Raw genomic sequence first — 25,249 nt, 5'->3', positions numbered from 1 at the left:
TACAAAAAGGCCGTCTGAAAACATTTTCAGACGGCCTTTTTAATGGTACAGACCTTATTTATTCAACAGACAAATACTTTCTCTAAAATCATTTGCTGATCACGCCAAAGTACATTTCTTCACATCCCTACCCTCGTGCGCCATTACTGCTTCTATCCAATCGGCGATATTTTGCCAATAATATTGCGGCTTTTCAGACGACCTATCAGTCTGCATCACTTCATCATTCAACACAACGGGAACACCCTGCTCTGCACCGGCTTCAAGCACAATCCAAATACTGCCTTCATGGGTATCGGCTCGGGCTACTTGATGTTCATATGCCCAGCCAACCGCAGCTTGTCCGCCATTTTGCAAAGACTGCATCGCCAGAGATAATGGATGAAAGCAGGTATCTACATTGTTGTCGGCAGTAACGACCAAAGTTGCACCATGCGTGCCTAACGCTTGCGCGGCATGAAAGACTGGGGAGTTGTGCAGGTTGGCAATAAAGTCAAACGGCATCGCGGCGTGATGGTTCAGCACATTGTCTGCCATTTTTTCAAACACGGATGGCGAAGAAAACGGCGTACCAAGAAAAACGGCGCAATCAGGGCGGATTTCGCTTTGTTCCTTTAGCTGCCCTGCACCAAGCGCGGCAATCAAACTCAAGCGGCTGAGGCGGCGAGTATCTATACCGCTTTGCTGCTTTAAGATTTGTTTGAGGATTTTACCGCCGGTGCCGGCGTCAGTATCAAAACGCACGGCGGCGGTAATACGGATATTAGGATTTACGGTTGCCATTGCCATACCAAAGATGTGTTGCTGCCGCCAAAACCAAACTGATTGGCCAAACAGAAAAAGCCGCCTTTTTGTGAAGCCGCGCACTCGGAAAAACGAATTTTCCACCCCTGATAATCGTTGCTTCCGCCTTGTTTTAGAGCGGATAAAAGCAAGGCTGTTTCAAGGGCTGCCGTTGCGCCAAGCGTGTGTCCGATTTGCGGTTTGAACGCCATCAAGGGCGGCAGTGTACCGAATATATTTTCCAGTGCGGCCAATTCGGCGGCATCGCTGTCAGCCGTGCCGATGCCGTGTGTTTTAACGGCCGCAATGCTTTCAGGAACGATGCCTGCAATATCTAACGCACGTCGCATCACTTGCTCTTGCGCTTGGCCATCGCTTTGAATCAGGTCATTGCCTGTATTGGCAGCGTGTCCTATAAGTTTCAGACGGCCTGAAGATTCAGGAGCAGCGGAAGATAAGGCAAGCGCGGCAACACCTTCGCCTAAAATCAAACCGTTTCCGCCAAAAGGCTGATACTGTTCGGTCAGCAAACCCAAGCTGTGAAAATGCAGCAAAGTCAGTCGGTTGAGGTTTTCAATCCCAAGCACAAAGGCACGCTCCGCCTCGCCGCGCAAGCAGTTATCCGCCTGAATGAGCGCATGGGCGGATGAAGTGCAGGCAGTAGCGAAACTGAAAATCTGCCGATTGCCGCTGCGCCGGCGCAAATCTTCGGCGAGATAAAGCAGATTGTGTTCTTCTTCCGCCCTATTGCCCACAAAATGGCGGTTTTCATATTCGGAGATGGAATAGGAACTAGACCCGATAAACACCGGCGCATCATGCCAACTTTCAGATGGCCAGCCTGCATTTTCGGCAGCTAGGCGCAAATGTTGTTCGGCGATATCCGCCAATTCCTTCCGCCCCAAACTGTCGCTAGCAAATGCACGAAAATAAGCAGCCTGCTGCGGTTGGTTTAAAAACGTATAAGACACCGCATCAGGCCGTCTGAAATCCGTTTGCGGATTCAAGGCAGAAGTGGCCGCCGTACCGCAAACCCAACTCACGCGCCATGCTCCGCACGGATAAACGCCGCCAAATCGCGTACGCACATCATATGTTTGCGCACCATCCGGTCGCCCTGCAGGCGCACTTGGAAATACTGTTGCAAAGCAACGCTGATTTGCAGCGCATCAAGCGAATCTAAACCGACCGGACTGTCATCGCCAAACAAAAGCGCATCGTCGGTGAAATCATCCATATCCACATCGTCGGCCTTATCGGCTTCTTGCACGATTAACTTTTTCAATTCCGTTTCCAGCTCGTGCTCGGCCAGTGTAAAGGTGTAAGACATTTTTAAACTCCCATTTTTATATCATGAAGCAACAGCTCGTTTTAGCGAAACTCGCTACGCTCGTTTTCAGACGGCCTGAACTTTATGCAAAATCGCCCCAAAGCGTCTGCATGGCGGCAATGGCCGCAAGTGAGGCGGTTTCGGTACGCAACACCCGTTTACCAAGCGTAACGGATTGAAAACCGGCATCAAATGCCTGTTGCTCTTCCTTCTCCGTCCATCCGCCTTCCGGGCCGACCATAAACACGACTTTGCCGGATTGCGGCTGAACATCGCTCAGTTTTTGTGCGCGGTTCAAGCTCATTAACAGTTTGGTCGTTTCCTGCGGCAACTGTTGCAGAGCCTGTGCATAAGTCGTCAGCGGCAAAACCTTCGGCACAATATTGCGGCCGCTTTGTTCACACGCTGAAACAACGATTTCCTGCCAACGCGCCACCCGCCTTTCAGCGCGTTCTCCGCTCAAGCGGACGACACAGCGTTCGCTGATAACTGGGCGAATTTCTGCCACGCCCAATTCCACGCTTTTCTGCAAAGTGAAATCCATGCGCTCGGCGGTGGATACCGCCTGTACCAATGTAATATTCAGCGGCGATTCGTTGTCCGTTGCCTCTTCACGCAAAATCCGCACGCTGGCTCGGCGTTTTTCCAAAACTTCTGGCAAAGCCGGATATGCCTTGCCATTGCCGTTGAACAACACGATTTCTTCCGTGTTTTTCACGCGCAATACATTCAGATGGCGCACCACATTATCGGGCAATTCGACCACGCTGTCGGGGCTTGAGGCAAAATCAACATAAAATCGGGGCATGGTTTCCTGCTTTATTCATGTATATAATTTAATGTATATAATTTAAATTTAAAATTTCGTGAATGAAGTTGAAACACGGCGACATACTCCTGCCTGCTTTCGATTTCATCCACTATAATTTGAAAACTTCCCGAATTTTAATCCACTGTCGCGCAAAACTGCAAAAAACAAGGATACGCCGTGCTATACCGTTTACAGAAAGTCGTCCGCCACATCTCCCAAACCGAAGTCATGCCGCGTTTTCTGAACACGCCGTCACGACGCAAGGAAGACGGATCGGTTTTGAGTGAAGCAGATTTGGCCGCACAAACCGCTTTTGCCGCCGCCCTTCCCTTATTGGAGGATTGTCCGATGTTGGGCGAGGAAATGAGCTTTCAGGAACAAACCCGTTTGTGGAACGAACATTCAGACGGCCTATGGATTGTCGACCCTATCGACGGCACAAACAACTTCGTCAACGGTTTGCCGCATTTTGCCGTATCCGTCGCGCTGGTTAAAAACGGCCATGCCGAATTGGGCGTGATTTACAATCCGGTCAGCGGCGAATGTTTCTATGCCGAACGCGGCAAAGGCGCATTTCTCAACGGCACGCCGCTGCCGCTGCGTTCGGAAAACAAAAAACTCAACGAATCCATTGCCGGCGTAGAAATCAAATACCTGCGTTCGGGCAAACTCGCCAGCCGCATGAATACCCTTGCCCCATTCGGCACAATCCGCAGTATGGGCAGCAGCACGCTCGATTGGTGCTACCTTGCCAGCGGCCGCTACGATATTTACATCCACGGCGGACAAAAGCTGTGGGACTACGCTGCCGGTGCATTAATTTTTGAAGAAGCCGGCGGCTGCCTGACCACTTTGGAAGGCGACGATTTTTGGAGCGGCGAACATGTATTTAAGCGTTCCGTCATCGCCGCATTGCAACCCGAGCTGTTTCAGCAATGGGTGAAATGGATTCGAGAAAATCAGTAAAAATACCGTTTATCTTCAAAATATCACGATTATCTTGCAACTTATTGAAATTATTTCACTTCTTAACAGCATTTAATACTAAAAACGGTAGAATATCAATCGCTGACACAACACCGCTCTTTCATCCCTTTTGGGCGGTGCAGCAAGTAAGACGTTTTCCCGCAATGTATTGGCCATTCATACTTCTCCCTTAGTATGAATGGTTTTTTTTATCTGCAAAAACAGCTTAGGCCGTCTGAACGTTCAGACGGCCTGTTTACACTACTATTTGAAAAACTGTCCGCAACACGCCTTAAACTTTTTGCCCGAACCGCACAAACAAGGCTGTTTCATCGTCGGTAACGCAACGGTCGGCTCAATAAAGTACCAACGCCCGTCTATTTTCACAAATGCCGACAATTCATGATGGCACTCAGTTTGCCCGTTCTCTTCAAAATACGCCTCAAACTCGACCAAAGCATGCAGCTTGCCAAACGGCACATGACGGATAACCTTCAATCCCGACCACTGCATCTGCCTACTCCATGCCGCCAAATCCTGCTTGTCCAACAAATTCTGCTGCGCAGGGACAGTCGTGTCCACGATATAGTCGATTTCCTGCAAAACATACGCGCTGTAACGCGAACGCATCAACTCTTCCGCCGTCGAGGCCGCCGCCTCACGCGCATGAAACGGTGCGCAACATTCCGTATAAACACGCCCCGACTGACAGGGGCAAAGTGTAGCCGTCATTCCTAATTACCCGAATAAATCCATTTCAAAATTATAACGCAAACCCGACTCAGGCCGTCTGAAAACGAGCGTAGCGCGTTTCGCTAAAACGAGTGTAGAGAGTTTCACTAAAATAAGCAAAGCGGGTTTCGCCAAAACAAACGCAACAATCTGATATAATGCGCCTTTTCGATTTTGACTATCCATGATGACCATTCCCATCCAAAGCATCAGCCGCCTGTTGCCGCAAACCCAATGCCGTGAGTGCGGCTATGAAGGCTGCCTACCCTATGCGCGCGCCCTGTCGGCAGGAGAAGCGCCGGTAAACCTGTGCGCGCCGGGTGGGGAAACCGTCATGAAAGACATTGCCGACCTATTGGGCAAGCCCTACCTCGCCCCGGCAAAAACACAAATCAAAGCCGTAGCCCTGATTGACGAGGCCGTCTGCATCGGCTGTACCGCCTGCATCCGCGCCTGTCCCGTCGATGCCATTATGGGCGCGTCCAAACTAATGCACACCGTCATCAGCGACGAATGCACCGGCTGCGGCTTGTGCGTTGCCCCCTGCCCCGTCGACTGCATCGACATGGTTCCCGTATCGCAGCCCTTCCTGCCGTCCGCACGCCGTTTCAGCACCTCTGCCGAACCGCGCTTCGCCGCCGCCGAACACGCGCAAAGCCGTTTTGAACGCCATACCGCGCGCAAACAGCGCGATGATGCCGAACGCAAAGCCCTACTGGCGCAACGTGAAGCCGCCGTCAAAGCCAAACAGGCCGCACAGGCACAAGCCCAAATAGCCGCAACAAGCGCCGCATTCAACCCCATGGATTTGATTGCCAAAGCCATGGCCAAAGCGCAATCACAACAGGACAAACTCGTCTCCTCCGACAACCGCGAAGACTTCAAAGCGCGCCAAATCGAAGAAGCCAAAGAACGCGCCGAACTGCGCCGCGCCCAACGTGATGCCAAATACGGCAACGAAGCCGAAAAAGCCGCCGCCATCGAATTTCTGCGCCGCTACAAAGCCGCGCAGGAAGCGGTCAAAGAAGCGCGCTGATTTCCAAAACAACAAACCCATTCCTATAAAACTTCAGTCCGTCTGAAAACATTGCACGAAAACCAATAACTTTATGACCATACAAGAATTTCCACACCAGCATACCGCCCATTGCGAAAGCGGTGTGATGTCCACCCTGCTCAAATACCATGGCCACAATTTAGACGAAGCCATGATTTTCGGCATTTCCCACGCGCTGACATTTGTCTGGATGCCGCTGATCAAATTAAACGGCATGCCGCTGGTTTCCTACCGTACCGCGCCGCGCAGCATTATCAAAAATACCTGCAAAGCATTGGGGCTGAAATTATCCGTGCGCAAATTTTCCGACGCACAAAGCGGACAAGCCGCGTTGGATGCCGCGCTATCCTCAGGCAAATTGGCCGGTTTGCAAACCTCCGTCTTTTGGCTGCCCTACTTCCCGCCACAAATGCGTTTCCATTTCAACGCACACAATCTCTTGGTGTACGGCAAAGACGGAAACGACTACCTGATCAGCGACCCCGTATTTGAAACCGTACAACGCTGCGCCGCCGAAGATTTGCAACGGGCGCGCTTTGCCAAAGGCGTATTGGCGGCAAAAGGCATGATGTACACCTTGGAAGACAACAGGCCGTCTGAGAAAATCATGGCAGACTTACCCGCCATTATCCGCAAGGCCATACGCAAAAACGCCAAACATATGCTCGCGCCAGTCTTTTTCATCGGCGTCAAAGGCATCCGCACGCTGGCCAAAAAAATCGAATCCCTGCCTGCCAAACAAAACGACAAATACCAAAAACTGTTTCTCGGCCATTTGGTGCGGATGCAGGAAGAAATCGGTACCGGCGGAGCAGGTTTCCGCTATATCTATGCCTACTTCCTCGAACAAGCCGCTCATATCTGCAACGAACCTGCGTTTCAGACGGCCTCAGAACAAATGACCGCCATCGGCGACCAATGGCGCCAATTCGCAGCAATGTGCGTGAAACAGTGCAAAAAACCGTCCGAAAACGGCTGCCGCAACATTGCCGAATTTCTGCGCAAAATTGCGGATGATGAAGAAGCGTTATGGCGGGGATTATTGAAATAATCAGGATTTATTCGATCCCGATTAATCTACCGTGAATTATTTTGACATTCAGGCCATCTGAAAACTAAAAGAAATTTAAAATGCGTTACCTAGCTACTGTCTTATTTTTGTGTTCCTCCTTAACCCATGCCGCGCCGCAGGACGGTTTTGCCTTGGTTCATGATGCCGACGGACACACCAACTTACGCGAACGCCCCGATTTGAAAGCCAAAGTTTTGGCAAAAATCCCCGACGGCACACCGTTGGAATGTATAGAAGAACTCAGTGAAAACAGGCCGGACTTCTGTTTTGTTCAGCTGCAACAGGCAAACGCCGACGATTCCGGCTTTATCCATTACAGCCGTTTAACATTTCCCGCCTCCGACAAAAACTTCGTCCGCCTGCGCGAACAATCCGGTCATGACGATACACTGACTTTGTCCGGCAACGGTCAAAAGGTACACATCGTAGCCCGCCGCATCCATCCAAAACTCAGCGACTTCTCGGGCATCAACAAAGACAAATACACCGCGCGGCTCTATCGAGGCAAACCTTTCTATGGTACAGACTACGACATTCCCAAAAGCGTGTTCGCGCTTGAACGCATCACGCTAAACGGTCAAGCAGTTCCCGCTGCCGAACTGCAAGGACTGTTCTCACCCGATTTTGCCGCCACCGCACGCGGCAGCAATGTATATCAAGGCTGGAAAGCCTATTACCGCCACAGCGATAAGACGCTTTACCTGTTCGGCAGACAAGGTTCGGACGGTGATCCTTTCGGCGTCTGCTTTATATTTAAGGACGGCAAATTCCAGCGCCGTTATTTATGGGGTGCTGCGATTTAAATATCGCTCGAAAGGCCGTCTGAAACCATGATTCAAATCCAATCCCTCTCCCACCATTATCCCAAAGCCGAAACTGCCGCGCTGGACAATGTGTCGTTCGATATTGCCGACGGCGAATGTTTGGGGCTGCTCGGTCACAACGGTGCGGGGAAAACGACGCTGATGTCACTTTTGGCCGGCTTGCAGGAAGTACGGCAGGGCGAAATTTTGTTTGACGGCAAGCCGTTGCGCCTGTTAAGCCGCAGCAAACGGCAGAAAATCGGTTTGGTGCCGCAGGATTTCGCGTTTTATCCGCAGCTTTCGGTGTGGGACAACCTGCTGTTTTTCGCTTCGCTTTACAAAGTGCGCGACAAAGGCCGTCTGAACGCGCTGTTGGAACAGACCGACCTGACTGCCCACAAAAACAAAGCAGCGAAGCATCTTTCGGGCGGGCTTAAACGTCGTCTGAATTTTGCTATCGGCCTGATTAACACGCCGCAACTAGTGTTCCTCGACGAAATCACGGTAGGCATCGACCCGCAGTCGCGTCGCTTTATCCTCGACAGCGTGGCAGATTTGACGCGGCAAGGGGTAACGGTGGTCTACACCTCGCACTATCTGTCGGAAATTGAGCAGCTTTGCGACAAAATCGCACTGCTGCAACACGGCAAGCTGGTGTACCACGGCGGTTTGGACGAGCTTTTAAGCACGCAAACAGCTGTCGTGCGCTTTACTGTCGAACCGCCGCTGCCGCCTCAAACGCTGGCCGCCTTAGGTGCCAAACAAGTGGACAGCCGCGGTATGATGGAAACCATACACGATGCCGCCGCCGTTTATGCCGCCCTGCAACAAAGCGGCGCACAAATCCGCTACTTCCAGCAGGGACACGGTTCGCTGGAAACGTTTTACCTTGATTTCCTGCGCAAAGACGAGCCAGCAACAGATAAGCAAAATCCACAATGACGATTTCCTCCCTCCTCAAAGAACTCAAACTGCTCTGCCGCGACCTGCACGGTTTGGCCGTGTTGTTTGTGATGCCCATCGCCTTCATGCTGATTATGTCGTTGGCGCTGAGCCGTGACCAAGACCCGCACACCGACAGCCGCATCGCACTGGTTGGCGTAGCAAACGACAGTATCAATACCGCGCTGGCCGCCGCGCTGGAGAAAGAACAAATCCATGTCACACTGATGCCGTCTGAAAAACTAACCGACGCGCAAAACGGCCTACACGACAAACGTTTCCAACTGGTGCTGCACAACCCGAACCACGCCTCCGGCAAAATTGCCGATGACAAAGCCCTGCAAATCTATGTACCGCCCGATACCGAGCCTTCATGGCTGGCGGCGGTCAAAGGCGTTTTGCAACAGCACTACACCGAAACGCGGCTGGACGCTTATTTCGACAACAACGACGGCATCAAAATCAATAATAAAAAACTGCCCCGCTCCATCCGCAAAGACATCCAGAAAAAAGTGGATGGAAAAAACGACGAACAATTCACCGCCGTGCGCAGCTTTTTAGATAAAAAAATGCTGGAAGAGCATTACCTGAGCGCAGGCAGCGGCACAGTGGAAAAACCCAACGCCGTACAGCACAGCGTACCCGCATGGCTGATTTTCGGTATGTTTTTCATCATGATACCGCTATCGAACGTCATGGCGCTGGAACGCCAGACCAACACCATTACCCGCCTGCGCCTCGCCCGCGCCTCCGCATCCGGCCTGATTGCAGCGAAACTCATCCCCTATTTCCTGATTAACCAGCTTCAGTTTGTCGGAATGTTGCTGCTCGGCCGCTACCTGCTGCCCGAAATCGGCGTACCCGCCCTCATACTCAACGGCAGCCTTGTTCCCTACGCGTTGCTGTCCGCTGCCGTCAGTGCCGCCGCACTCGGCTACGCGCTATTAATCAGCGTCTGCGCCAAATCCACCGAACACGCCGTCGTCCTCGGCGGCGGCGGCATCATCCTGATGGCGGCAATCGGCGGCATTATGGTGCCTGCACACGTCATGCCCGAAACCATGCAGCAACTCACTTGGATTTCCCCAATGGCATGGGGCTTGAAGGCTTTTCAGGAATTACTGCTCAACCGCAGCGGACTGGACGGAATCGGCCGTTATCTGCTTCTACTGTCAGCATTCTCTTTTGCCACACTGACTGCTGCCGTATTGGTTTATCGTAGGCAGTTGCAGACGCAGATTAGGTTTTAAACGTTTGTCTGCCCTAGGTAGAAAACTTATTTCTCAAAACCATTCCTATAAAACTTCAGGCCGTCTGAAAGATATTTTCAGACGGCCTGATGCTTGATGTGCTATGGATTGTTTCAATAACAAAATATGTTCAACAAAATCCTAAAATCCAAACGTAAAAAACCTGCTTTTGTCAAAGCAGGTTTTCATATTTGGTGGGTCGTGAGCGATTCGAACGCTCGACCAACGGATTAAAAGTCCGCTGCTCTACCGACTGAGCTAACGACCCGATAAGCTGTGCATTATAGAGACGGGACTCACAGCTGTCAACACTTTTTTTAAACTTTTTTATTCGACGACGATTTTCGGGAAGCGGCTGCTGAAGTCTTTGCCTTTATCGGCAATGGCCAGCGCGATTTGGAATGCAGCTTCGGTGTAGATGTCGGCGATGGTTTGGTTGTTTTCAAACAAGGCCGAAGATGTGCCGCTGTCCATGGCTTCGCGTACAGGCAGGCTCAACGGAAGCTGGCCGAGCAACGGTACGTTCAAACGCTCTGCCAAGTTTTTACCGCCTTCTGCGCCAAAGATTGCTTCGGCATGGCCGCAGTTGGAGCAAATATGGACAGACATGTTTTCCAAAACGCCCAAAATCGGGATATTGACTTTGTTGAACATATCCACGGCTTTGCGTGCATCAATCAGGGCGATGTCTTGCGGCGTGGTCACGACAACGGAGCCGGTTACGGGGATTTTTTGCGACAGGGTCAATTGGATATCGCCGGTACCGGGCGGCAGGTCGATGAAGAGATAATCGACATTGTCCCATTCGCTTTGGAACATAAGTTGTTGCAAGGCTTGGCTGACCATCGGGCCGCGCCAAACGACGGCTTGGTCGGTATCGACCAGAAAACCGATGGACATCACTTGAATGCCGCTTTCAGCTTCAACAGGAATGAGTTTTTTGTTTTGTTGATCGGGTTTGCGGTCTTGTACGCCGAGCATGGTGGGCTGGCTTGGGCCGTACAGGTCGGCATCGAGTACGCCGACGCGCGCGCCCATTCTGGCCATTGCGGTGGCAAGGTTGGCTGTGGTCGTTGATTTGCCGACGCCGCCTTTGCCCGATGCAACGGCGATGATGTTTTTCACGCCTTTGATGGTTGCTACGCCGGGTTGAACTTTATGCGTACCGATTTCGGTATCGATACTCAAGTGAATGTGGGTATCGCCGGTATGCGAAATGACGGCTTCTTGAACGACGTTGGCAATGTCTGCAGCAATATGGGCAACTGGGAACGCGAATTTCAGGCCGATATGCAGGCCGTCTGAATGCTCTTCCAGAAGCGAAACGGCTTTTTCGCTGCCCAAAGTGCGTATTGTGGTGGGAATCAACACGGCATCGAGTGCGGTTCGGATGGCTGGAATATTCATAATCTGCCTCTTGAATGTGGGAAATTGTTTGATGTGCGCGATTTGCCTGCCTGACAAATCTGCTGAATTATACCCTTGAACGCCATGCAAGGGATACGCCCGAAAAACTTCAGGCTGCCTGAATCATCGGGCAGCCTGAAAAAGGGTCAACTGAAACGCGGCCTTATTCGCTCAAGAGCGCAATGTCGGCAACTGCGTTCATTTGTTCTGCCAAGCGGTTCAGCAGGTTCAAACGGTTTTGTTTCACGGCGGCATCTTCGGCCATCACCATCACGCCGTCGAAGAAGGCATCGACTTGCGGTTTGACGGAAGCCAGTTCGGACAAGGCGGTTTGGAAATTGCCTTCGGCAACAGCAGCGGCGATTTTCGGCTGCAAGCCTTGTGCAGCGGCATACAGGGCTTTTTCTTCATCTTGTTGCAGCAGGCTTTCATTGACTTCGCCCAGCGCAGCATCGGCTTTTTTCAGCAGGTTTTGCACGCGTTTGTTGGCGGCAGCGAGCGCGGCGGCTTCGGGCAGTTGTTTAAACGCGGCAACGGCTTGCAGTTTGGCGGTCAAATCGTCCAAACGGCGCGGCTGTTTGGCGAGTACGGCGGCGACGATGTCTTGCGGATAGTCGTTTTGCAGCAACACGGCAAGGCGCGCCTGCATGAAGTCGACGGTTTCAGACGGCGTTTTTTCGTTGAGCAAACCTTTGGGGAAGCTGTCGAAGGTCGTCTGAATCAGCTCGTTCACGTCCAAGCCATACTGCATCAGCATCCGCAAAATACCCAAGGCAGCGCGGCGCAGGGCGTAGGGGTCTTTGTCGCCGGTCGGAATCAGACCGATGCCCCAAATGCCGACCAAGGTTTCCAGTTTGTCGGCCAGCGCAACGGCAGTAGCGACTTTGCCGTTCGGCAGGTTGTCGCCGGCAAAACGCGGTTGGTAGTGCTGCTCGATGGCTTCGGCGATTTCTTCGGTTTCGCCGTCCAAGCGGGCGTAGTATTTGCCCATCGTACCTTGCAGTTCGGGGAACTCGCCGACCATTTCGGTCACCAAGTCGGCTTTTGCCAGACGCGTGGCGCGTTCGGCTGCGGCGGCATCTGCGCCCAGTGCTTTGGCGATGTGGGCGGCAATGCTTTGCAGGCGTTCGATGCGTTCGGCCTGCGAACCGATTTTGTTGTGATAAACCACGTTTGCCAGCTTGGGCAGGCGGCTTTCCAAAGTCGCTTTCTGGTCTTGCTTGTAGAAGAACTCGGCATCAGACAGGCGCGCACGCAAAACGCGTTCGTTGCCTTGGATGATGTGCGACGGGTCTTCGGTTTGCAGGTTGGAGACCAGCAGGAAGCGGTTCATCAGCTTGCCGTTTTGGTCGAGCAGCGGGAAGTATTTTTGGTTTTGCTGCATGGTCAGAATCAGGCATTCCTGCGGCACGGCGAGGAAATGTTCTTCAAAACCGGCTTCCAATACCACAGGCCATTCGACCAATGCAGTCACTTCGTCCAACAAGGCTTCATCGGCGGCAACGGTCGCTTTCAGACGACCTGCCTGTTCGTTCAAGGCTGTCTGAATCGCAGCTTTGCGCTCGGCAAACGAAGCTACGACTTTGCCTTGCTCGCGCATTTGTGCGGCGTAGCTGTCGGCGTTTTCAATGGTGATTTCGCCGTTGGACAGGAAGCGGTGTCCCAAGGTTTGATTGCCGCTTTGCAGGCCCAAAACGCTGACGTTCACGATCTCGCCGCCGTGCAGCACAATCAGCCCGTGGACAGGGCGCACGAAGGTAAATGTGCTGCTGCCCCAACGCATGACTTTAGGAATCGGCAATTTTTTCACTGCGGCATTGATGATGTCTTCCAAAAGCTCGCCCAGCGGTTTGCCGGTTTGGACGTATTCGTAGGCGTACACATCCTGCTTGCCGTCGTTGATGATGGTCAGGTCTTCGATTTTCGCACCCGCACCGCGCGCAAAACCTTCCAAAGCCTTAGTCGGCGCACCGTCTTTCATGGCATTCGCCACTGCCGGGCCTTTTTTCACGATTTTTTGATCAGCTTGAACGGCCTTCACGTTTTTGACTTGAACGGCTAAACGGCGCGGAGAAGCGTAGGCAGTGTATTCGGCTGCGCCGTCAATCAGTTGCGCTTTTTCCAAGCCTTCGGCAACGGAAGCGGCAAAATGGTTGCCCAGATTATTGAGGGCTTTTGGCGGGAGTTCTTCAGTGAGAAGTTCAATTAAAAGGGTTTGGGTTGTCATGTGCTTATCGTTAAATAGGAAATTGGTTGGCGTCTGAATACGGCATCATGCGGTTTTCAGACGCAAGGTTAATTGAATTGACGGCGATTTTATCATTTTCAGACGGCCTGTGGCTGTCTTTCACAAATAATTTGCCCAATTTTCAAGCAACTTCGTCCGCAACGGCTTCAATTCGCAGCGCGGATATACGGCAAACCGCTGGTTTCGTCGTATTCGGGAATGTCGCTTCCGGCAAACAGCGCGCCGGCCAAACGCACAGCCGCACCGGTCACGGCCGGAGAAATCATAAAGCCGTGGCGGAACAGGCCGTTGACTTCAATCAGGCGGCGTTCGCGGTTGAAGCGGATTTCGGGATTGTGGTGGTTTAGCGTTGGGCGCAGGCCGGTGGCCAGCTCCAAGAGGTTTGCTTCGCCAAAGGCCGGATGCACGGCGTACAGCGCGGACAAAAGTTCCAAACCGGAACGCACGCTGGCCGGCGCTTGGCTTTCGCTTTCGATTTGGGTCGCACCAATCACAAAAATATGGTTTTCCTTCGGCGCGATATACAAAGGATAGCGCGGATGCAGCAGACGAACGGGGCGGGAAAGCTCGATTTCAGGGGCGTAAACGCGCGCCACTTCGCCACGAACGCCGCGCAAAACGCTTTCAGACGGCCTGTTCCACGCGCTCTTTGCACCATAACCGCGGCAGTCGATGACCCAATCGTATTGCGCCGCAAAATCTTCGACTTCGCGTTCGCACGACCAATGGCACGCTACATTCATTGACTCCAAAGCATCGGCCAGCGCATTCAATACCTGCCGTCCGTCCAACTGCCCTTCTGTCGGCAGATACAGGCCGTCTGAAAACCTCCCTGCCAGTTGCGGCTCGTTTGCCGCGATTTCATCCGCGTTCCAACGTATGGTTTCATGTTCTGCCACGCCGCCGCGCTTCAAATGACGGGCAAACTCGGCAGAAAGCGGCTTGTCCTGCATGTGCCAAACAATCAGGCTGCCGTTTTCCTGCATCATCACCGGCGTATTCAGACGGCCGACAATCGCGCGCCAAAGCGCAATACTTTGTTTGCCCAAACGAATGACTTCGGGCGTTGCCTCCACCGCTTCGGCAGACGGCGCTAACATGGCCGCGGCAACATAAGCGGCGGCTTGCGCGCCGTCGCGTTCGCCTTTCTCAAACAACTCGACCGAAATGCCCTGCTCTGCCAGTTGGAACGCCATCAGACGGCCCGACAGACCGCCACCGAGTACCGCAACCTTAGACATCAGTTTCTCCTTGTTTTTAATATATAAATAAGCGGCATATTTTAGAACTTGTTTTGCTGTATCACAATATCAACAGAAAATGAAAACAGTTTTTCAGATTATGCTCAAGCTAAATCAGTAATACGTAAACAAAAATCTTCCCTCTATACCCGGCAGTTAACCGCTTCAAGCTGCCAATCAGTTTTTATAAAAATATCTTCCTTACATAAAACCTACTATAATGCCATCTTTTGACATATTTACATTCACTCAGCATCATTGCACCTACTAATTGTCTTTGATGCACCCATTTGATTTTATAAGGAATAATGATGAAAAGCTTGGGCAGTACTTTATTTATCCTCGGCGTATTGGCATTCGGTTTGAATTATATGAACGCAGTACCCAAAGTTTTGGCTTGGATTTACGAATGGGGCGAAGATACCGCCCTATGGATTAAAGCAGGCATTACAGGTAGTGGCGCTTTACTGTGGTTGGCAGGCAACTTCCTTGAAAAACCTGCAGAGACAGAGGCAGAAGCAGAAGAGGAAGAAGAATAAATGCTATAAAAGGCCTTCTGAAAAGTTTCAGACGGCCTTTTTTATATCTTCGGCAAAACAGTACCTACTTTATGTCTGAAAGTATGCCTTAATAGAATAAATTGCTTGCTTTATTACTCCATGCGTCGAAGTTGACTTTTATGGATATAACCCTGAATCGAAATATGATGACCATACTCGTCTTTTTCTGTGTAAGCTCCCTGATTGCTGTACCACAACCAGTCGCCTTTTCTGAAGGCTGGGGCGATCTGTACACGTGTTCCGTTTGGGAGTGTTTTGATGATTTCGCCTTGCCTGATCGGTTCTTCGGGGTAGCTGTTGTTACGGACGTTTGCCGATCCGTCAGGGCTGGCGACAACATAATTGTGCACAATAAAGCCTTGGCTTTGATGGACGTAGCCTGTACGGATTCCGTCTAATTGAATATGAAACCATTTACCCTGTTTACTGAGTATTTTATGTTTTTTGCTTTCATAATCCAATACGGTCATGATTTTGCTGCGTGTATCAGGAGCAGCACGAACGTTTGCAGAGCCATCGCATTCGGCATAAGGCAAAAAGTAATCAGCGGCTTGGGCTGCTGCCGACGATAGTAAAACCGTTAAAAACAGTGCCATTTTCTTCATGGTTGGTTTTCCTTAGTATGTTTAGAGTGAGTTTGTTGTGGCGGTAAATTGTGTTGCCGTGCAGGCTTTGACGCTGAATACGCCCGCCTGCTTATCCGAATTTCACTTCTACCCCGAATACTTCCCGCCATAGTTTTCGCACGTTGCCGTAGTGGGTCAGCAATTCGTCCGTTACTTCGGTTTTTTTGGCATCTCGCAGTTTGGTGTTGTGTTGCTGCTGGCGGTAGAAGCGGTAGGCGGTGCGGCTTTGTTCGGCGAGAGTTTTGTCGATGAGGCCGCAGTCGGCAGCGATGTTCAATAGGGCGATGTTGCCGTAGTTGTCCAAGAGTTGCGGATACTGGCGGGCATGGGCAAGGATCAGATATTGGACGATAAATTCGACATCGACCACGCCGCCGCGCGCGTATTTGACGTTGCTGTCGGCAGGCGGATGAGTGGGGAACATTTTTTCGCGCATTTCGATGATTTCGCCTGCTAAAACGGTTTGGTCGCGTTCGGCAGTCAGTATTTCGGTGCGGATGCGGTCGAAGGCCGTCTGAACATCAGGCGTACCGCAGATAAAACGGGCGCGGGTAAGGGATTGGTGTTCCCACGTCCATGCGTTTTCGCGCTGGTATTTTTCAAAGGCGGCGATGCTGTGGGCGAGGAAACCTGCGTCGCCGTTGGGGCGCAGGCGCAGGTCGGTTTCGTAGAGGCTGCCTGCGCCGGTAGCAGCGGAAAGCCAGTTGGTCAGGCGGCGGGCAAGACGGCTGTACACGTCGCCTGCATCGGGATGCGGATCGTCGTAAAGATAAACCAAGTCAAGGTCGGAGGAATAGCTGAGTTCTTTACCCCCCAGTTTGCCGTAGCCGATGATGGCAAATTGCGGCGTGTCGCGGTGTTTTTTGGGCATGTCCGCCCACGCGCACGGCACGGCGGCGGCGAGGATGGTGTCGGCAAGTGCGGAGAGCTGGTCGGAAAGTGATTCTACCGTCCACAATCCGGCAAGGTCCTGAACGGCGAGGCGGAAGACTTGGGCGTGTTGGAAATGGCGCAGCGTGTCCATTTGCGCTTCGGTGTCGCCGCCGCAGGCTTTGAGGTCGTTTGAAAGGGCTGCGGCGAGGGCTTGCCAGTCGAACGCGGTATCCAAAAGCTGCGCGCTGATGAGTTCGTCCAGCAGAATCGGATATTTGCTCAGATACGCCGCCACCCATGAGCTTTGGCTCATAATCTGCGCCAGTTGTGCCAGGGTTTGCGGATGCTCGTTGAGAAAGGCGAGATAGGCGGAGCGGCGGCTGATGTTTTCGAGGAAGTCAAACAGCCGCATCAGCGTATTGGTCGGGTTGGTTTGCTCTGCCGCCGCCTGTACCAACAGCGGCACGATGGCGTCAAAACGCGGCTGGGCGTGTGCGGAAAGGTGGCGGTATTTATGGCCGTGCCGGATTTGGTCTAGCCTTGCGGCGATGGTTTCGGCATCGAACCCGTGTTTTTTCAGACGGCCTTGCCGCTCTTCTTCGTCGGGCTTGTCCTGCCATGCCCATTGCCATTCGCTGTTGTCTAGGGTTTGCTCTTCGGGTTCGCTCAAAATTTCGTTGAACAACTGATTGACCTTGTTCCGATGAACGTTGAGGTCGTCTGAAAAGGCGGCGTAGCTGTCGAAACCCATGCTTTCGGCAAGCAGTTGCTGCTGTTCGGGCGAGGAGGGCAGGGTTTGGGTTTGCTGGTTGTCCCAGTATTGCAGGCGGTGTTCGATGTCGCGCAGGAAGCGGTAGGCGGCGAGCAGGGTTTCGACGTTTTCAGACGGCATGATGCCCAGCTCGGCAAGTTTCTTCAGCGTTTCCTGCGTGCCTTTCAGTTGCAGCGCGCGCATTTGTCCGCCGCGTATCATCTGGAAAATTTGGGCGATAAATTCAACTTCGCGGATGCCGCCCGCGCCGAGTTTGATGTTGTCCGCCATGCCTTTTTTGCTGACTTCGCTGCGGATTTGGCGGTGCAGGTTGCGCATCGCTTCATACGCGCTGTAATCCAGATATTTGCGGAACACAAAAGGGCGCACCAGCGATTTGATGTCGTTCGGATGCGGCGTAACCACGCGGCCTTTGCACCACGCATAGCGCTCCCATTCGCGCCCCTGCGTGATCAGATATTGCTCCAGCGCGGTTTCGCTCAACACCAGCGCGCCCGAATCACCGTCCGGCCGCAGCCGCATATCGACGCGGAACACCTGCCCGTCGGCGGTAATGTCGTTCAACAATGCAATCAGTTTCTGCCCGACTTTGGTGAAAAACTCCTGATTCCCCCGTTCGCGCCTGCCGTCGGTGTCTCCCGATTCGGGATAGACGAAAATCAAATCGATGTCGGAAGACACGTTCAACTCATAGCCGCCCGCCTTGCCCATCGCCACCACGCTCAAATGCTGCGGCGATTTGGTATAACGCCCGATCGGCGTGCCGTACATATCCTGATAATAGGCGTAGGAAAAGTCCAACGCGGTATTGACGGCAAAATCGGCAAACAGCGTAATCGTACGGGTTACTTCATTCAAATCACTGATGCGGTTTATATCGCGCACGATAATCTGCGACACCACATAACGGCGCAACTCGCGCAACTGCCGCGCTAATTCTTCCTCATTTTCTTCCGCACGGATTTTGTCCCAGTCGGCAAAGGCTTGGAAATCAGCTTCGGTTAAAACTTTGTCCAACATAGGCAGGAAGATTTCGGGCTTGAGTTTGCCTGAATCAAGGTTGCGGGCGAGAAAAAGGGAATAACGGCGGGCAGTATCGAGGCGGTTCATAATCTTTGCCTGAATAAACAGAAAAGACCATCATAGCAAGGTTTCAGGCCGTCTGAAACCCACGCTTTCCCCTATCCGTGCAATCGGCTAAAATACCAACCTTTGCAACCCTACATAAGGAAACCGCCATGACCCGTATGGTTCACTGCGTCAAACTCGGCAAAGAAGCCGAAGGCATGAAATTTCCGCCGCTGCCCAACGAATTGGGCAAACGCATTTTTGAAAACGTTTCCCAAGAAGCATGGATGGCTTGGACCCGTCACCAAACCATGCTCATCAACGAAAACCGCCTAAGCCTTGCCGATCCGCGCGCACGCGAATACCTCGCCCAGCAGATGGAACAATACTTCTTCGGCGACGGCGCAGACGCCGTACAAGGCTATGTTCCGCAAGAGCCTAAATAAGCATTGAAAAAACCAAGGCCGTCTGAAACCCGATTTTCAGACGGCCTTTAAAATTCCCGATTGCCCCGCATATTAGGCAAATAGAACAGATAAATCATACAAACCCATGATTCTCTGTTAAAATCCAAATTTCATTCATTTCAATCCACACTGGAGCAAACGCCATGCAAAACGACGTTTACGACTATACCTCGCAAGGCTCGGTTGCCAAAAATACCGTCCTGCAAAAAACCTACCGCCTGCTCGGCCTGTCTTTCATTCCTGCCATTGCCGGCGCATTCTTTTCCGCCAAAACAGGCTTTAACATTTTCTCCATGTTCGGTTCATCTTGGATTGCCCTGGCTGCCTTCTTCGGCTTCTTCTACGGCATGACCTTCCTGATCGAGAAAAACCGTTACAGCAACGTCGGCGTAGCCCTGTTGATGATCTTCACTTTCGGCATGGGCCTTGCCATCAGCCCTATGTTGCAATACGCCCTGGCTATCAACAACGGCGCGCAAATCGTCGGTACGGCCGCCGCTATGACCGCCGGTGTATTCTTCACCATGTCCGCCATGGCACGCCGCACCACAATGAACATGAACAAACTCGGCAGCTTCCTCGGTGCCGGTGCGATAGTGCTCATGATTGCCGTTGTGGCCAACATCTTCCTCAACATCCCAGCCCTGAGCCTGACCATCGCGGCCGGCTTCGTTGTCTTCAGTTCCCTGATGATTATGTGGCAAGTTCGTGCCGTTATCGATGGCGGTGAAGACAGCCACATCAGCGCGGCGCTGACCATCTTCATCTCCATCTACAACATTTTCAGCAGCCTCCTGAGAATCCTCATCTCTATTAGTGGTGACGACTGATAAAGCCGCAAAGGCCGTCTGAAATTTCAGACGGCCTTTTTGATTTTTGACATCACCGGCAAACTCCCCTATCCTGAACGCCACACAAACCCCATTCCCAACCTAAAATGACCACGACCACTCCGCGCCGTGCCGTGTACGCAGGCAGCTTCGACCCTCCCACCCTCGGCCACCTGTGGATGATACAGGAAGCCCAATCCCTCTTTGACGAACTCATCGTCGCCATCGGTACCAATCCCGAAAAGCGCAACACCTACACCATAGAAGAACGCCGCGCCATGCTCGATGCCATTACCCACCCCTTCCCCAACGTCCGCATCAGCGTGTTTGAAAACCGCTTTTTGGTCGATTACGCCCGCGAAGCCAACGCCAATTTCATCGTCCGCGGCATCCGTTCCGCCGCCGACTACGAATACGAACGCTCGATGCGCTACATCAACAGCGACATCGCCCCCGAAATCTCCACCGTCTTCCTGATGCCACCGCGCGAAATAGCTGAAGTGTCCTCCACCATGGTCAAAGGCTTGGTCGGCCCACAAGGCTGGCGCGACATGATAGGCCGCTACCTCCCCGACCCCGTCTATAAAAAAATCCTGCAAGACCACGAAACAAACACATAAAACAAAGGCCGTCTGAACATTTCAGACGGCCTTCCAATTTCCATTGATTATTTACGGGCAGACGTCAACGCCTGCAGATTTTGATTCAACGTTTCCATGTCCAACCAACCGGCGGCAATAAACAGCATCAGAATCACCGTACCCACACACAGCACCCCGATACCATACAACAGATAGCCCACCAAAACACGGCCTAGCGTCGCATTTCCCATCCACATCAAACCGCGTACCTGCACCACAAACACCCAAGCCTGCCACAACAGCGCAAACGCAGCCAACGCCGGCACATACAACACCAGCAACAGCGGCAGCAGCAAAGCCTCAGACACCAAAATAAAGCCCCACAAAGGCAGCCGGGGCGCACCGTAATAATGCAGCACCTTGCGCATCGAGCGGCTCAACACCAACCATTTCACAATCACCAAAATCACCGACAGGCACACCGCCGCCGCGCCACTGCCAAACAAAGGCGACATGCTGGCCGCGTTCACCACACCCAACAGCAGCAGCACCGCTGCCATCACCAAAGGCGAATACAAATACGTCTCCGGCGAACGATAGCGCAAACGCAAAACATCCCACATATCACGAACAAACACATACAGCATGGCATAAATCCAAAGCAAAAAAGCCGATTGTATCTTAGGCCGTCTGAAAATCAAACCGGCAAACCTAAAAACCGCCAATTAAAACGAAAAATAATTCAATACAAAACAAAATCTTAATTTACCGCCTCAAAAATAAAGCCTACAACCGCTTGCACAAGGCAACGAAATTTGGTTTAATTCACATCTCGCAACGAAACACGCGAAGGCCAGATAGCTCAGTTGGTAGAGCAACGGATTGAAAATCCGTGTGTCGGCGGTTCGATTCCGCCTCTGGCCACCACCAACCGCCTTGAAGCGGTTATTTTTTTGTCTATACGATTTACACGCCATACTTAGCGCAAATCCTGCTCCAGACCATGCGTCCCGATTTCCACACAAGGCCGTCTGAAAATTTTCAGACGGCCGTTGTTCATGTTGGCATGGCATAAAAATCCGCTTTACCGCCCCATTCCGACAGAATACGGCGCTTCCATCCAAATCGGCTGAAACCTTCGCGAACATACTGAATATGAATAAAGTTCAAGGCCGGTCGGTTTACTATATAATACCGTCCAAACCAACCATAACTTACTCATTGCAGGGAAGATAATGAAAAAAGTGCTGATTGTGCATTACTCGCAAACGGGGCAGCTCTCCAGCCTGGCGCGAAATTTTGCCACGCCGTTGCAAACAGCCGGCATACAGGTCGATTGCGTCAATATCGTACCGGAGCAGGCGTTTCCGTTTCCGTGGCCGTTTTGGCGTTTTTTCGATACCTTTCCTGAAACCGTCCATTTAAAACCCGCCCCGATTCTGCCGCCGCACATTCCGTCCGAAAATTACGATGTGGTGGCCATTGCCTACACCGTTTGGTTCCTCTCCCCTTCGCAACCGATGACCGCCTTTTTGCAACGCGAAGAAACGCACCGCCTGCTGGACGGCAAACCGGTCATCACGCTTATCGGCTGCCGCAATATGTGGCTGGGCGCGCAAGAGAAAATGAAATCTTTGCTGAAACAAAACGGCGCCAAACTCATCGGCAACATCGTAAAAATCGATGCCTGCAACAGCGCGGCCAGTTTCATTACCACGCCCGCCTGGATGCTGACCGGCGACAAACGCTATTTCCGCTCCCTGCCCTCCGCCGGCATTGCTGAAGAAGAATTGGCGGATGCGGCGCGGTTTGGTGCGAAATTGCGCGATGCACTGTTAAACCAACAGCCTTTGGACGAAACCCTGTTTCAAAACATGGGTGCGGTAACAGTGAATGAAAAACTGATTTTCAGCGAACGTACCGCCGGCCGCAGCTTCTTCATCTGGGGCAAGCTTTTGATGGCGGCAGGCCGTATTTCTCCGCTCTTGCGCCGTGCCTTGTTGTGCTTCTACATCGTCTTTTTATTGGCGATGATTTTGGTGGTTTTACCCATCAGTGTAATTTTGAAAAAACTGCTGCATCCGCTGCTCAAAGGCCGTCTGAAAAAGCTGGCGGATTATTATGAACAACCGTCAGGCAGATAATCTGTTTCAGACGGCCTCAAACCAGGAATCCATCATGCCCGAAGTTATCCACTACCCCGAACGCCGTCGCTTTCAAATCGATATTGACGGTTTGGAAGCAGGCTATATCAGCTATACCGAACATAACGGCGGCTGGGACGTAAACCATACCGTGGTCTCGCCCAACTTCCGTCATCGCGGCATTGCCAAACTGCTGGTGAACGCGCTGATGGAATACGCCGAAACACACCACATCCCGTTGACTGCAAGCTGCGACTACGCGGCGCGGTTTATCGGTTGATTATTTTGACAAACACATCATGACATCGAATAACACTCTCAAAGACGTTTATCTCAACCGCGTTTCTGCCTTTTTGCCCAATGCCCCTGTCGGCAATGACGAAATGGAAGCCGTCCTCGGCATGGCAGGCGATGTACCGTCACGCGTGCGCCGTATGATTTTGCGTTCCAACGGCATTTTGTCGCGCCATTACGCCATCGACCCCGAAAGCCGCCGCACGACGCACACCAATGCCGAATTGGCTGCCGAAGCGGTCAACGGCCTGTTTGCCCAAGGCGTTCCTGCAGAAGCCATCGGCAGTCTGGCCTGCGCTACTTCCTACCCTGACCAAACCATGCCCGGACACGGTGTGATGGTGCATGGTTTGCTGGATATGCCGCCTTGCGAAGTGTTCAGCATGGCAGGCGTATGCGCGGCAGGTATGGCGGCGATGAAACACGCCTACAACGCCGTGCGTACCGGCGAACACGCACATGCAGTTTCCGTTGCTTCCGAAAACGCCTCGGCGGTCATGCGCGGCGAAGTGTTTCAAAGCGAAACCGACCATAAAAAACTGGAAAACGCGTCCCCCGAAATCGGGTTTGAAAAAGACTTTTTGCGCTGGATGCTGTCTGACGGCGCAGGCGCGGTGTATCTGTCCGACCGCCCCAATTCAGACGGCCTCAGCCTGAAAATCCATTGGATAGACCTGCTTTCCTACGCCAACGAAATGCCGCCCTGCATGTATGCCGGCGCAGAATTCCGCGACGGCGTATTTGAAGGTTGGAAACACGCCGATGCCGATTACGGCCGCCGCCACAGCCTGATGGCGGTCAAGCAGGACGTCAAACTGCTAAACGAAAACATCGTCCGCTATACAGTGGAAAAACCTCTCTCCCAAATCGCCGCCAAACACGGCATCCGCGCCGAAGAAATCGATTGGTTCCTGCCTCACTACTCTTCCGGCTTTTTCCGCGACCGCCTTTCAGACGGCCTGAAAAATATCGGCTTCGACATTCCGCAGGAAAAATGGTTTACCAATCTGCACAGCAAGGGCAACACGGGTTCGGCCTCGATTTACATCATCCTTGAAGAATTTATGCGCACTTTCCCCATCGAACACGGCCAAAAAATCCTGTGTTACGTTCCGGAAAGCGGACGCTTTTCAACATGTTTCATGCTTTTGGAAGTAGTAAAGGCCGTCTGAATGAAGATTGACGACATCCCTCAAGACAACAGCGCCAGCTACCACGGCCACCGCAAAGTCATTTACGGCACCCGCGACGGCCACTACGAAGCAGCTACCAGCAACGGTTGGCAGGACGAAGCCTACGCCACCGAAATGGTGGTGTGCGAACTCGATGCCCAAATGCAGGCCGCGCGCGAAGCCGTCGAAAAAGGCGAATATTCGCCGCTGTACTACCATATGTTCCGCTGTCGTTATGATGAAACCGGCTTGGCCATGGCGGCAGGTGTATGGAAATGGCAGCTTCGTCGGCATTTCCGCCCCGAAGTATTCGCCAAACTACCGGCCAAAACCCTGCAAAAATACGCCGATGCCTGCCAAATCAGCATAGACAACCTCAAACAAACCGATATTTAAAGTCCCTCATGATTACCCTACATTCTCTCGAGCAATCCCGCGCCCTGCGCATTGTTTGGCTGCTTGAAATCCTCGGTACGCCCTACCGCCTGCAAACCTACTGCCGTCATCCTGACACTTTGCTCGCCCCTGACGAACTCAAAGCCATCCATCCCTTGGGCAAATCGCCTTTATTGGATGATGACGGCTTTATCTTGGCGGAAAGCGGCGCGATTACTGACTACCTGATTCAAACCTACGGCAACGGTCGTCTGATGCCCGAACGCGGCAGCCGCGAATACTGGCAATATCAACGCTGGCTGCATTATGCCGAAGGTTCGCTGATGCCGTTATTGCTGCTCGGACTGGTGTTCCGCGGGATTGAAAGCGCGCCCATGCCGTTTTTCGTCAAACCGATTGCCCGCAAAATCAGCAGTAGCGTCAAAAGCAGCTTTATCCATCCGCAAGCCGCCCTGCATCTTGCCCACATCAACAGCGAGTTGGAAAACCGCGAATGGTTGGTCGGCAACAGCCTTAGCGGTGCCGACATCATGATGAGCTATCCGCTGCAAGCCGCGGCCGACCGCTTCGATTTTGCCGACTACCCCAATATCCGTGCCTATTTGCAGCGCATCGAAGCGCATGAAGCCTACCGCCGCGCCGTTGAAAAAGCAGGTTCGCCTTTATTGAAACTCGACAAATAAAACAAGGCCGTCTGAAACGTTTTCAAACGGCCTGAAACCTTGGTTCACTTATCGAATAGCTTTGCGGCAAACGGCGTTTTTACCCAAGCGCCGCCCGAATGCTTTGTTCCCCCTCGCCGTTCCACTATAATGGCAATCCAT

At 52.4% G+C, this 25,249-nt stretch carries 27 protein-coding genes and 2 tRNA genes; 16 read left to right on the top strand and 13 right to left on the bottom strand.

All coding sequences use genetic code 11. From position 1 onward, the window contains the following. Nucleotides 1-99: 99 nt before the first annotated feature. From ACTHSA_RS06010 to ACTHSA_RS05995, 4 genes are all read right to left on the bottom strand, one after another. Nucleotides 100-789 (bottom strand): hypothetical protein, encoded by a 690-nt coding sequence (locus ACTHSA_RS06010; protein ID WP_004518931.1) that lies wholly within the window; start codon nt 787-789, stop codon nt 100-102. Continuing rightward, nucleotides 771-1,826: a beta-ketoacyl synthase N-terminal-like domain-containing protein gene (locus tag ACTHSA_RS06005; protein WP_070625090.1), complete on the bottom strand. Its 1,056-nt coding sequence runs from the start codon at nt 1,824-1,826 to the stop codon at nt 771-773. Before ACTHSA_RS06005 ends, ACTHSA_RS06010 begins: the two co-directional genes overlap by 19 nt. Next, a complete protein-coding gene (locus ACTHSA_RS06000; protein WP_070606132.1) occupies nt 1,823-2,113 on the bottom strand; it encodes an acyl carrier protein in 291 nt (96 codons plus the stop codon). The genes ACTHSA_RS06005 and ACTHSA_RS06000 overlap by 4 nt, the downstream gene beginning before the upstream one ends. Nucleotides 2,114-2,195: 82 nt before the next feature. Continuing rightward, entirely contained in the window at nt 2,196-2,921 is a 726-nt protein-coding gene (locus ACTHSA_RS05995; RefSeq protein WP_440367289.1) for a 16S rRNA (uracil(1498)-N(3))-methyltransferase, read from the bottom strand. Between the two features lie 180 nt (nt 2,922-3,101). On the opposite strand from ACTHSA_RS05995, the gene ACTHSA_RS05990 reads away from it, so the two are divergent. Next, entirely contained in the window at nt 3,102-3,890 is a 789-nt protein-coding gene (locus ACTHSA_RS05990) for an inositol monophosphatase family protein (protein ID WP_070625092.1), read from the top strand. Between the two features lie 264 nt (nt 3,891-4,154). On the opposite strand, the gene ACTHSA_RS05985 is transcribed toward ACTHSA_RS05990, so the two are convergent. Continuing rightward, nucleotides 4,155-4,622, bottom strand: coding sequence for a YchJ family protein (locus tag ACTHSA_RS05985; protein WP_004518935.1), 468 nt, complete (start codon nt 4,620-4,622; stop codon nt 4,155-4,157). A 6-nt stretch (nt 4,623-4,628) separates the two neighbouring features. Next, nucleotides 4,629-4,808 carry a hypothetical protein gene (locus tag ACTHSA_RS05980; RefSeq protein WP_004518937.1) on the bottom strand — a complete coding sequence of 60 codons (180 nt, stop codon included), beginning with the start codon at nt 4,806-4,808 and terminating at the stop codon, nt 4,629-4,631. A gap of 1 nt (nt 4,809) precedes the next feature. Between ACTHSA_RS05980 and ACTHSA_RS05975 the strand changes: the two genes are divergently transcribed. The 5 genes from ACTHSA_RS05975 (at nt 4,810) to ACTHSA_RS05955 (ending at nt 9,746) form a co-directional block, all read left to right on the top strand. Beyond that, nucleotides 4,810-5,658 (top strand): RnfABCDGE type electron transport complex subunit B, encoded by an 849-nt coding sequence (locus ACTHSA_RS05975; RefSeq protein WP_039861917.1) that lies wholly within the window; start codon nt 4,810-4,812, stop codon nt 5,656-5,658. Between the two features lie 73 nt (nt 5,659-5,731). Beyond that, on the top strand, nt 5,732-6,730 hold the full coding sequence (locus ACTHSA_RS05970; protein ID WP_004518938.1) for a BtrH N-terminal domain-containing protein: 999 nt from the start codon (nt 5,732-5,734) through the stop codon (nt 6,728-6,730). A gap of 80 nt (nt 6,731-6,810) precedes the next feature. After that, nucleotides 6,811-7,554 carry an SH3 domain-containing protein gene (locus ACTHSA_RS05965; RefSeq protein WP_004518939.1) on the top strand — a complete coding sequence of 248 codons (744 nt, stop codon included), beginning with the start codon at nt 6,811-6,813 and terminating at the stop codon, nt 7,552-7,554. A 27-nt stretch (nt 7,555-7,581) separates the two neighbouring features. Next, entirely contained in the window at nt 7,582-8,496 is a 915-nt protein-coding gene (locus ACTHSA_RS05960) for an ABC transporter ATP-binding protein (RefSeq protein ID WP_004518940.1), read from the top strand. After that, nucleotides 8,493-9,746 (top strand): ABC transporter permease, encoded by a 1,254-nt coding sequence (locus ACTHSA_RS05955; protein WP_004518941.1) that lies wholly within the window; start codon nt 8,493-8,495, stop codon nt 9,744-9,746. The genes ACTHSA_RS05960 and ACTHSA_RS05955 overlap by 4 nt, the downstream gene beginning before the upstream one ends. 192 nt (nt 9,747-9,938) lie before the next feature. Here the strand turns inward: ACTHSA_RS05955 and ACTHSA_RS05950 are convergent. From ACTHSA_RS05950 to ACTHSA_RS05935, 4 genes are all read right to left on the bottom strand, one after another. Next, a tRNA-Lys gene (locus ACTHSA_RS05950) sits at nt 9,939-10,014 on the bottom strand. 59 nt (nt 10,015-10,073) lie between these two features. Beyond that, nucleotides 10,074-11,153 (bottom strand): iron-sulfur cluster carrier protein ApbC, encoded by a 1,080-nt coding sequence (apbC, locus tag ACTHSA_RS05945; RefSeq protein ID WP_039861859.1) that lies wholly within the window; start codon nt 11,151-11,153, stop codon nt 10,074-10,076. A gap of 163 nt (nt 11,154-11,316) precedes the next feature. Continuing rightward, a complete protein-coding gene (glyS, locus tag ACTHSA_RS05940) occupies nt 11,317-13,380 on the bottom strand; it encodes a glycine--tRNA ligase subunit beta (protein ID WP_004518943.1) in 2,064 nt (687 codons plus the stop codon). A gap of 167 nt (nt 13,381-13,547) precedes the next feature. Continuing rightward, on the bottom strand, nt 13,548-14,642 hold the full coding sequence (locus ACTHSA_RS05935) for an FAD-dependent oxidoreductase (protein WP_440378834.1): 1,095 nt from the start codon (nt 14,640-14,642) through the stop codon (nt 13,548-13,550). 311 nt (nt 14,643-14,953) lie between these two features. Between ACTHSA_RS05935 and ACTHSA_RS05930 the strand changes: the two genes are divergently transcribed. Beyond that, a complete protein-coding gene (locus ACTHSA_RS05930; protein ID WP_039861861.1) occupies nt 14,954-15,181 on the top strand; it encodes a hypothetical protein in 228 nt (75 codons plus the stop codon). A 113-nt stretch (nt 15,182-15,294) separates the two neighbouring features. On the opposite strand, the gene ACTHSA_RS05925 is transcribed toward ACTHSA_RS05930, so the two are convergent. Both ACTHSA_RS05925 and glnE read right to left on the bottom strand, forming a co-directional pair. Then, nucleotides 15,295-15,807, bottom strand: coding sequence for an SH3 domain-containing protein (locus tag ACTHSA_RS05925; protein WP_004518947.1), 513 nt, complete (start codon nt 15,805-15,807; stop codon nt 15,295-15,297). Nucleotides 15,808-15,898: 91 nt separating this feature from the next. Next, on the bottom strand, nt 15,899-18,583 hold the full coding sequence (gene glnE, locus ACTHSA_RS05920) for a bifunctional [glutamate--ammonia ligase]-adenylyl-L-tyrosine phosphorylase/[glutamate--ammonia-ligase] adenylyltransferase (protein WP_440367935.1): 2,685 nt from the start codon (nt 18,581-18,583) through the stop codon (nt 15,899-15,901). Nucleotides 18,584-18,711: 128 nt separating this feature from the next. Here glnE and ACTHSA_RS05915 point away from each other — a divergent pair, with 128 nt between their 5' ends. The 3 genes from ACTHSA_RS05915 to coaD all read left to right on the top strand — a co-directional run bounded on the left by ACTHSA_RS05915 (nt 18,712) and on the right by coaD (nt 20,458). Further along, a complete protein-coding gene (locus ACTHSA_RS05915; protein ID WP_003682648.1) occupies nt 18,712-18,987 on the top strand; it encodes an oxidative damage protection protein in 276 nt (91 codons plus the stop codon). A 164-nt stretch (nt 18,988-19,151) separates the two neighbouring features. Then, nucleotides 19,152-19,838, top strand: coding sequence for a Bax inhibitor-1 family protein (locus tag ACTHSA_RS05910; protein ID WP_440367959.1), 687 nt, complete (start codon nt 19,152-19,154; stop codon nt 19,836-19,838). A 107-nt stretch (nt 19,839-19,945) separates the two neighbouring features. Then, a complete protein-coding gene (coaD, locus tag ACTHSA_RS05905) occupies nt 19,946-20,458 on the top strand; it encodes a pantetheine-phosphate adenylyltransferase (RefSeq protein WP_107857861.1) in 513 nt (170 codons plus the stop codon). Between the two features lie 47 nt (nt 20,459-20,505). Here coaD and ACTHSA_RS05900 read toward each other — a convergent pair whose 3' ends face one another. Beyond that, nucleotides 20,506-21,066, bottom strand: coding sequence for a hypothetical protein (locus tag ACTHSA_RS05900; protein WP_070459658.1), 561 nt, complete (start codon nt 21,064-21,066; stop codon nt 20,506-20,508). A gap of 204 nt (nt 21,067-21,270) precedes the next feature. On the opposite strand from ACTHSA_RS05900, the gene ACTHSA_RS05895 reads away from it, so the two are divergent. The 6 genes from ACTHSA_RS05895 to ACTHSA_RS05870 all read left to right on the top strand — a co-directional run bounded on the left by ACTHSA_RS05895 (nt 21,271) and on the right by ACTHSA_RS05870 (nt 25,108). Next, nucleotides 21,271-21,346 (top strand) — tRNA-Phe (locus ACTHSA_RS05895). A 308-nt stretch (nt 21,347-21,654) separates the two neighbouring features. After that, nucleotides 21,655-22,563, top strand: coding sequence for a dialkylrecorsinol condensing enzyme (locus tag ACTHSA_RS05890; RefSeq protein WP_440367972.1), 909 nt, complete (start codon nt 21,655-21,657; stop codon nt 22,561-22,563). Nucleotides 22,564-22,597: 34 nt separating this feature from the next. Further along, nucleotides 22,598-22,843 carry a GNAT family N-acetyltransferase gene (locus ACTHSA_RS05885; protein WP_440367971.1) on the top strand — a complete coding sequence of 82 codons (246 nt, stop codon included), beginning with the start codon at nt 22,598-22,600 and terminating at the stop codon, nt 22,841-22,843. 19 nt (nt 22,844-22,862) lie between these two features. Continuing rightward, nucleotides 22,863-24,029: a beta-ketoacyl-ACP synthase III gene (locus tag ACTHSA_RS05880; RefSeq protein WP_150536941.1), complete on the top strand. Its 1,167-nt coding sequence runs from the start codon at nt 22,863-22,865 to the stop codon at nt 24,027-24,029. Beyond that, on the top strand, nt 24,030-24,425 hold the full coding sequence (locus ACTHSA_RS05875) for a hypothetical protein (RefSeq protein WP_070625097.1): 396 nt from the start codon (nt 24,030-24,032) through the stop codon (nt 24,423-24,425). A gap of 8 nt (nt 24,426-24,433) precedes the next feature. After that, the gene (locus tag ACTHSA_RS05870) at nt 24,434-25,108 is read left to right on the top strand and encodes a glutathione S-transferase family protein (protein WP_440378833.1); all 675 of its coding nucleotides are present in this window, start codon (nt 24,434-24,436) and stop codon (nt 25,106-25,108) included. Nucleotides 25,109-25,249 lie beyond the last annotated feature (141 nt).

The organism is Neisseria sp. P0008.S002 (assembly GCF_051962805.1).
In the GTDB taxonomy this organism is placed as follows: domain Bacteria; phylum Pseudomonadota; class Gammaproteobacteria; order Burkholderiales; family Neisseriaceae; genus Neisseria; species Neisseria perflava.
Note: the sequence above shows the minus strand (reverse complement) of the source record. Positions and strands in the feature narration are given on the sequence as shown.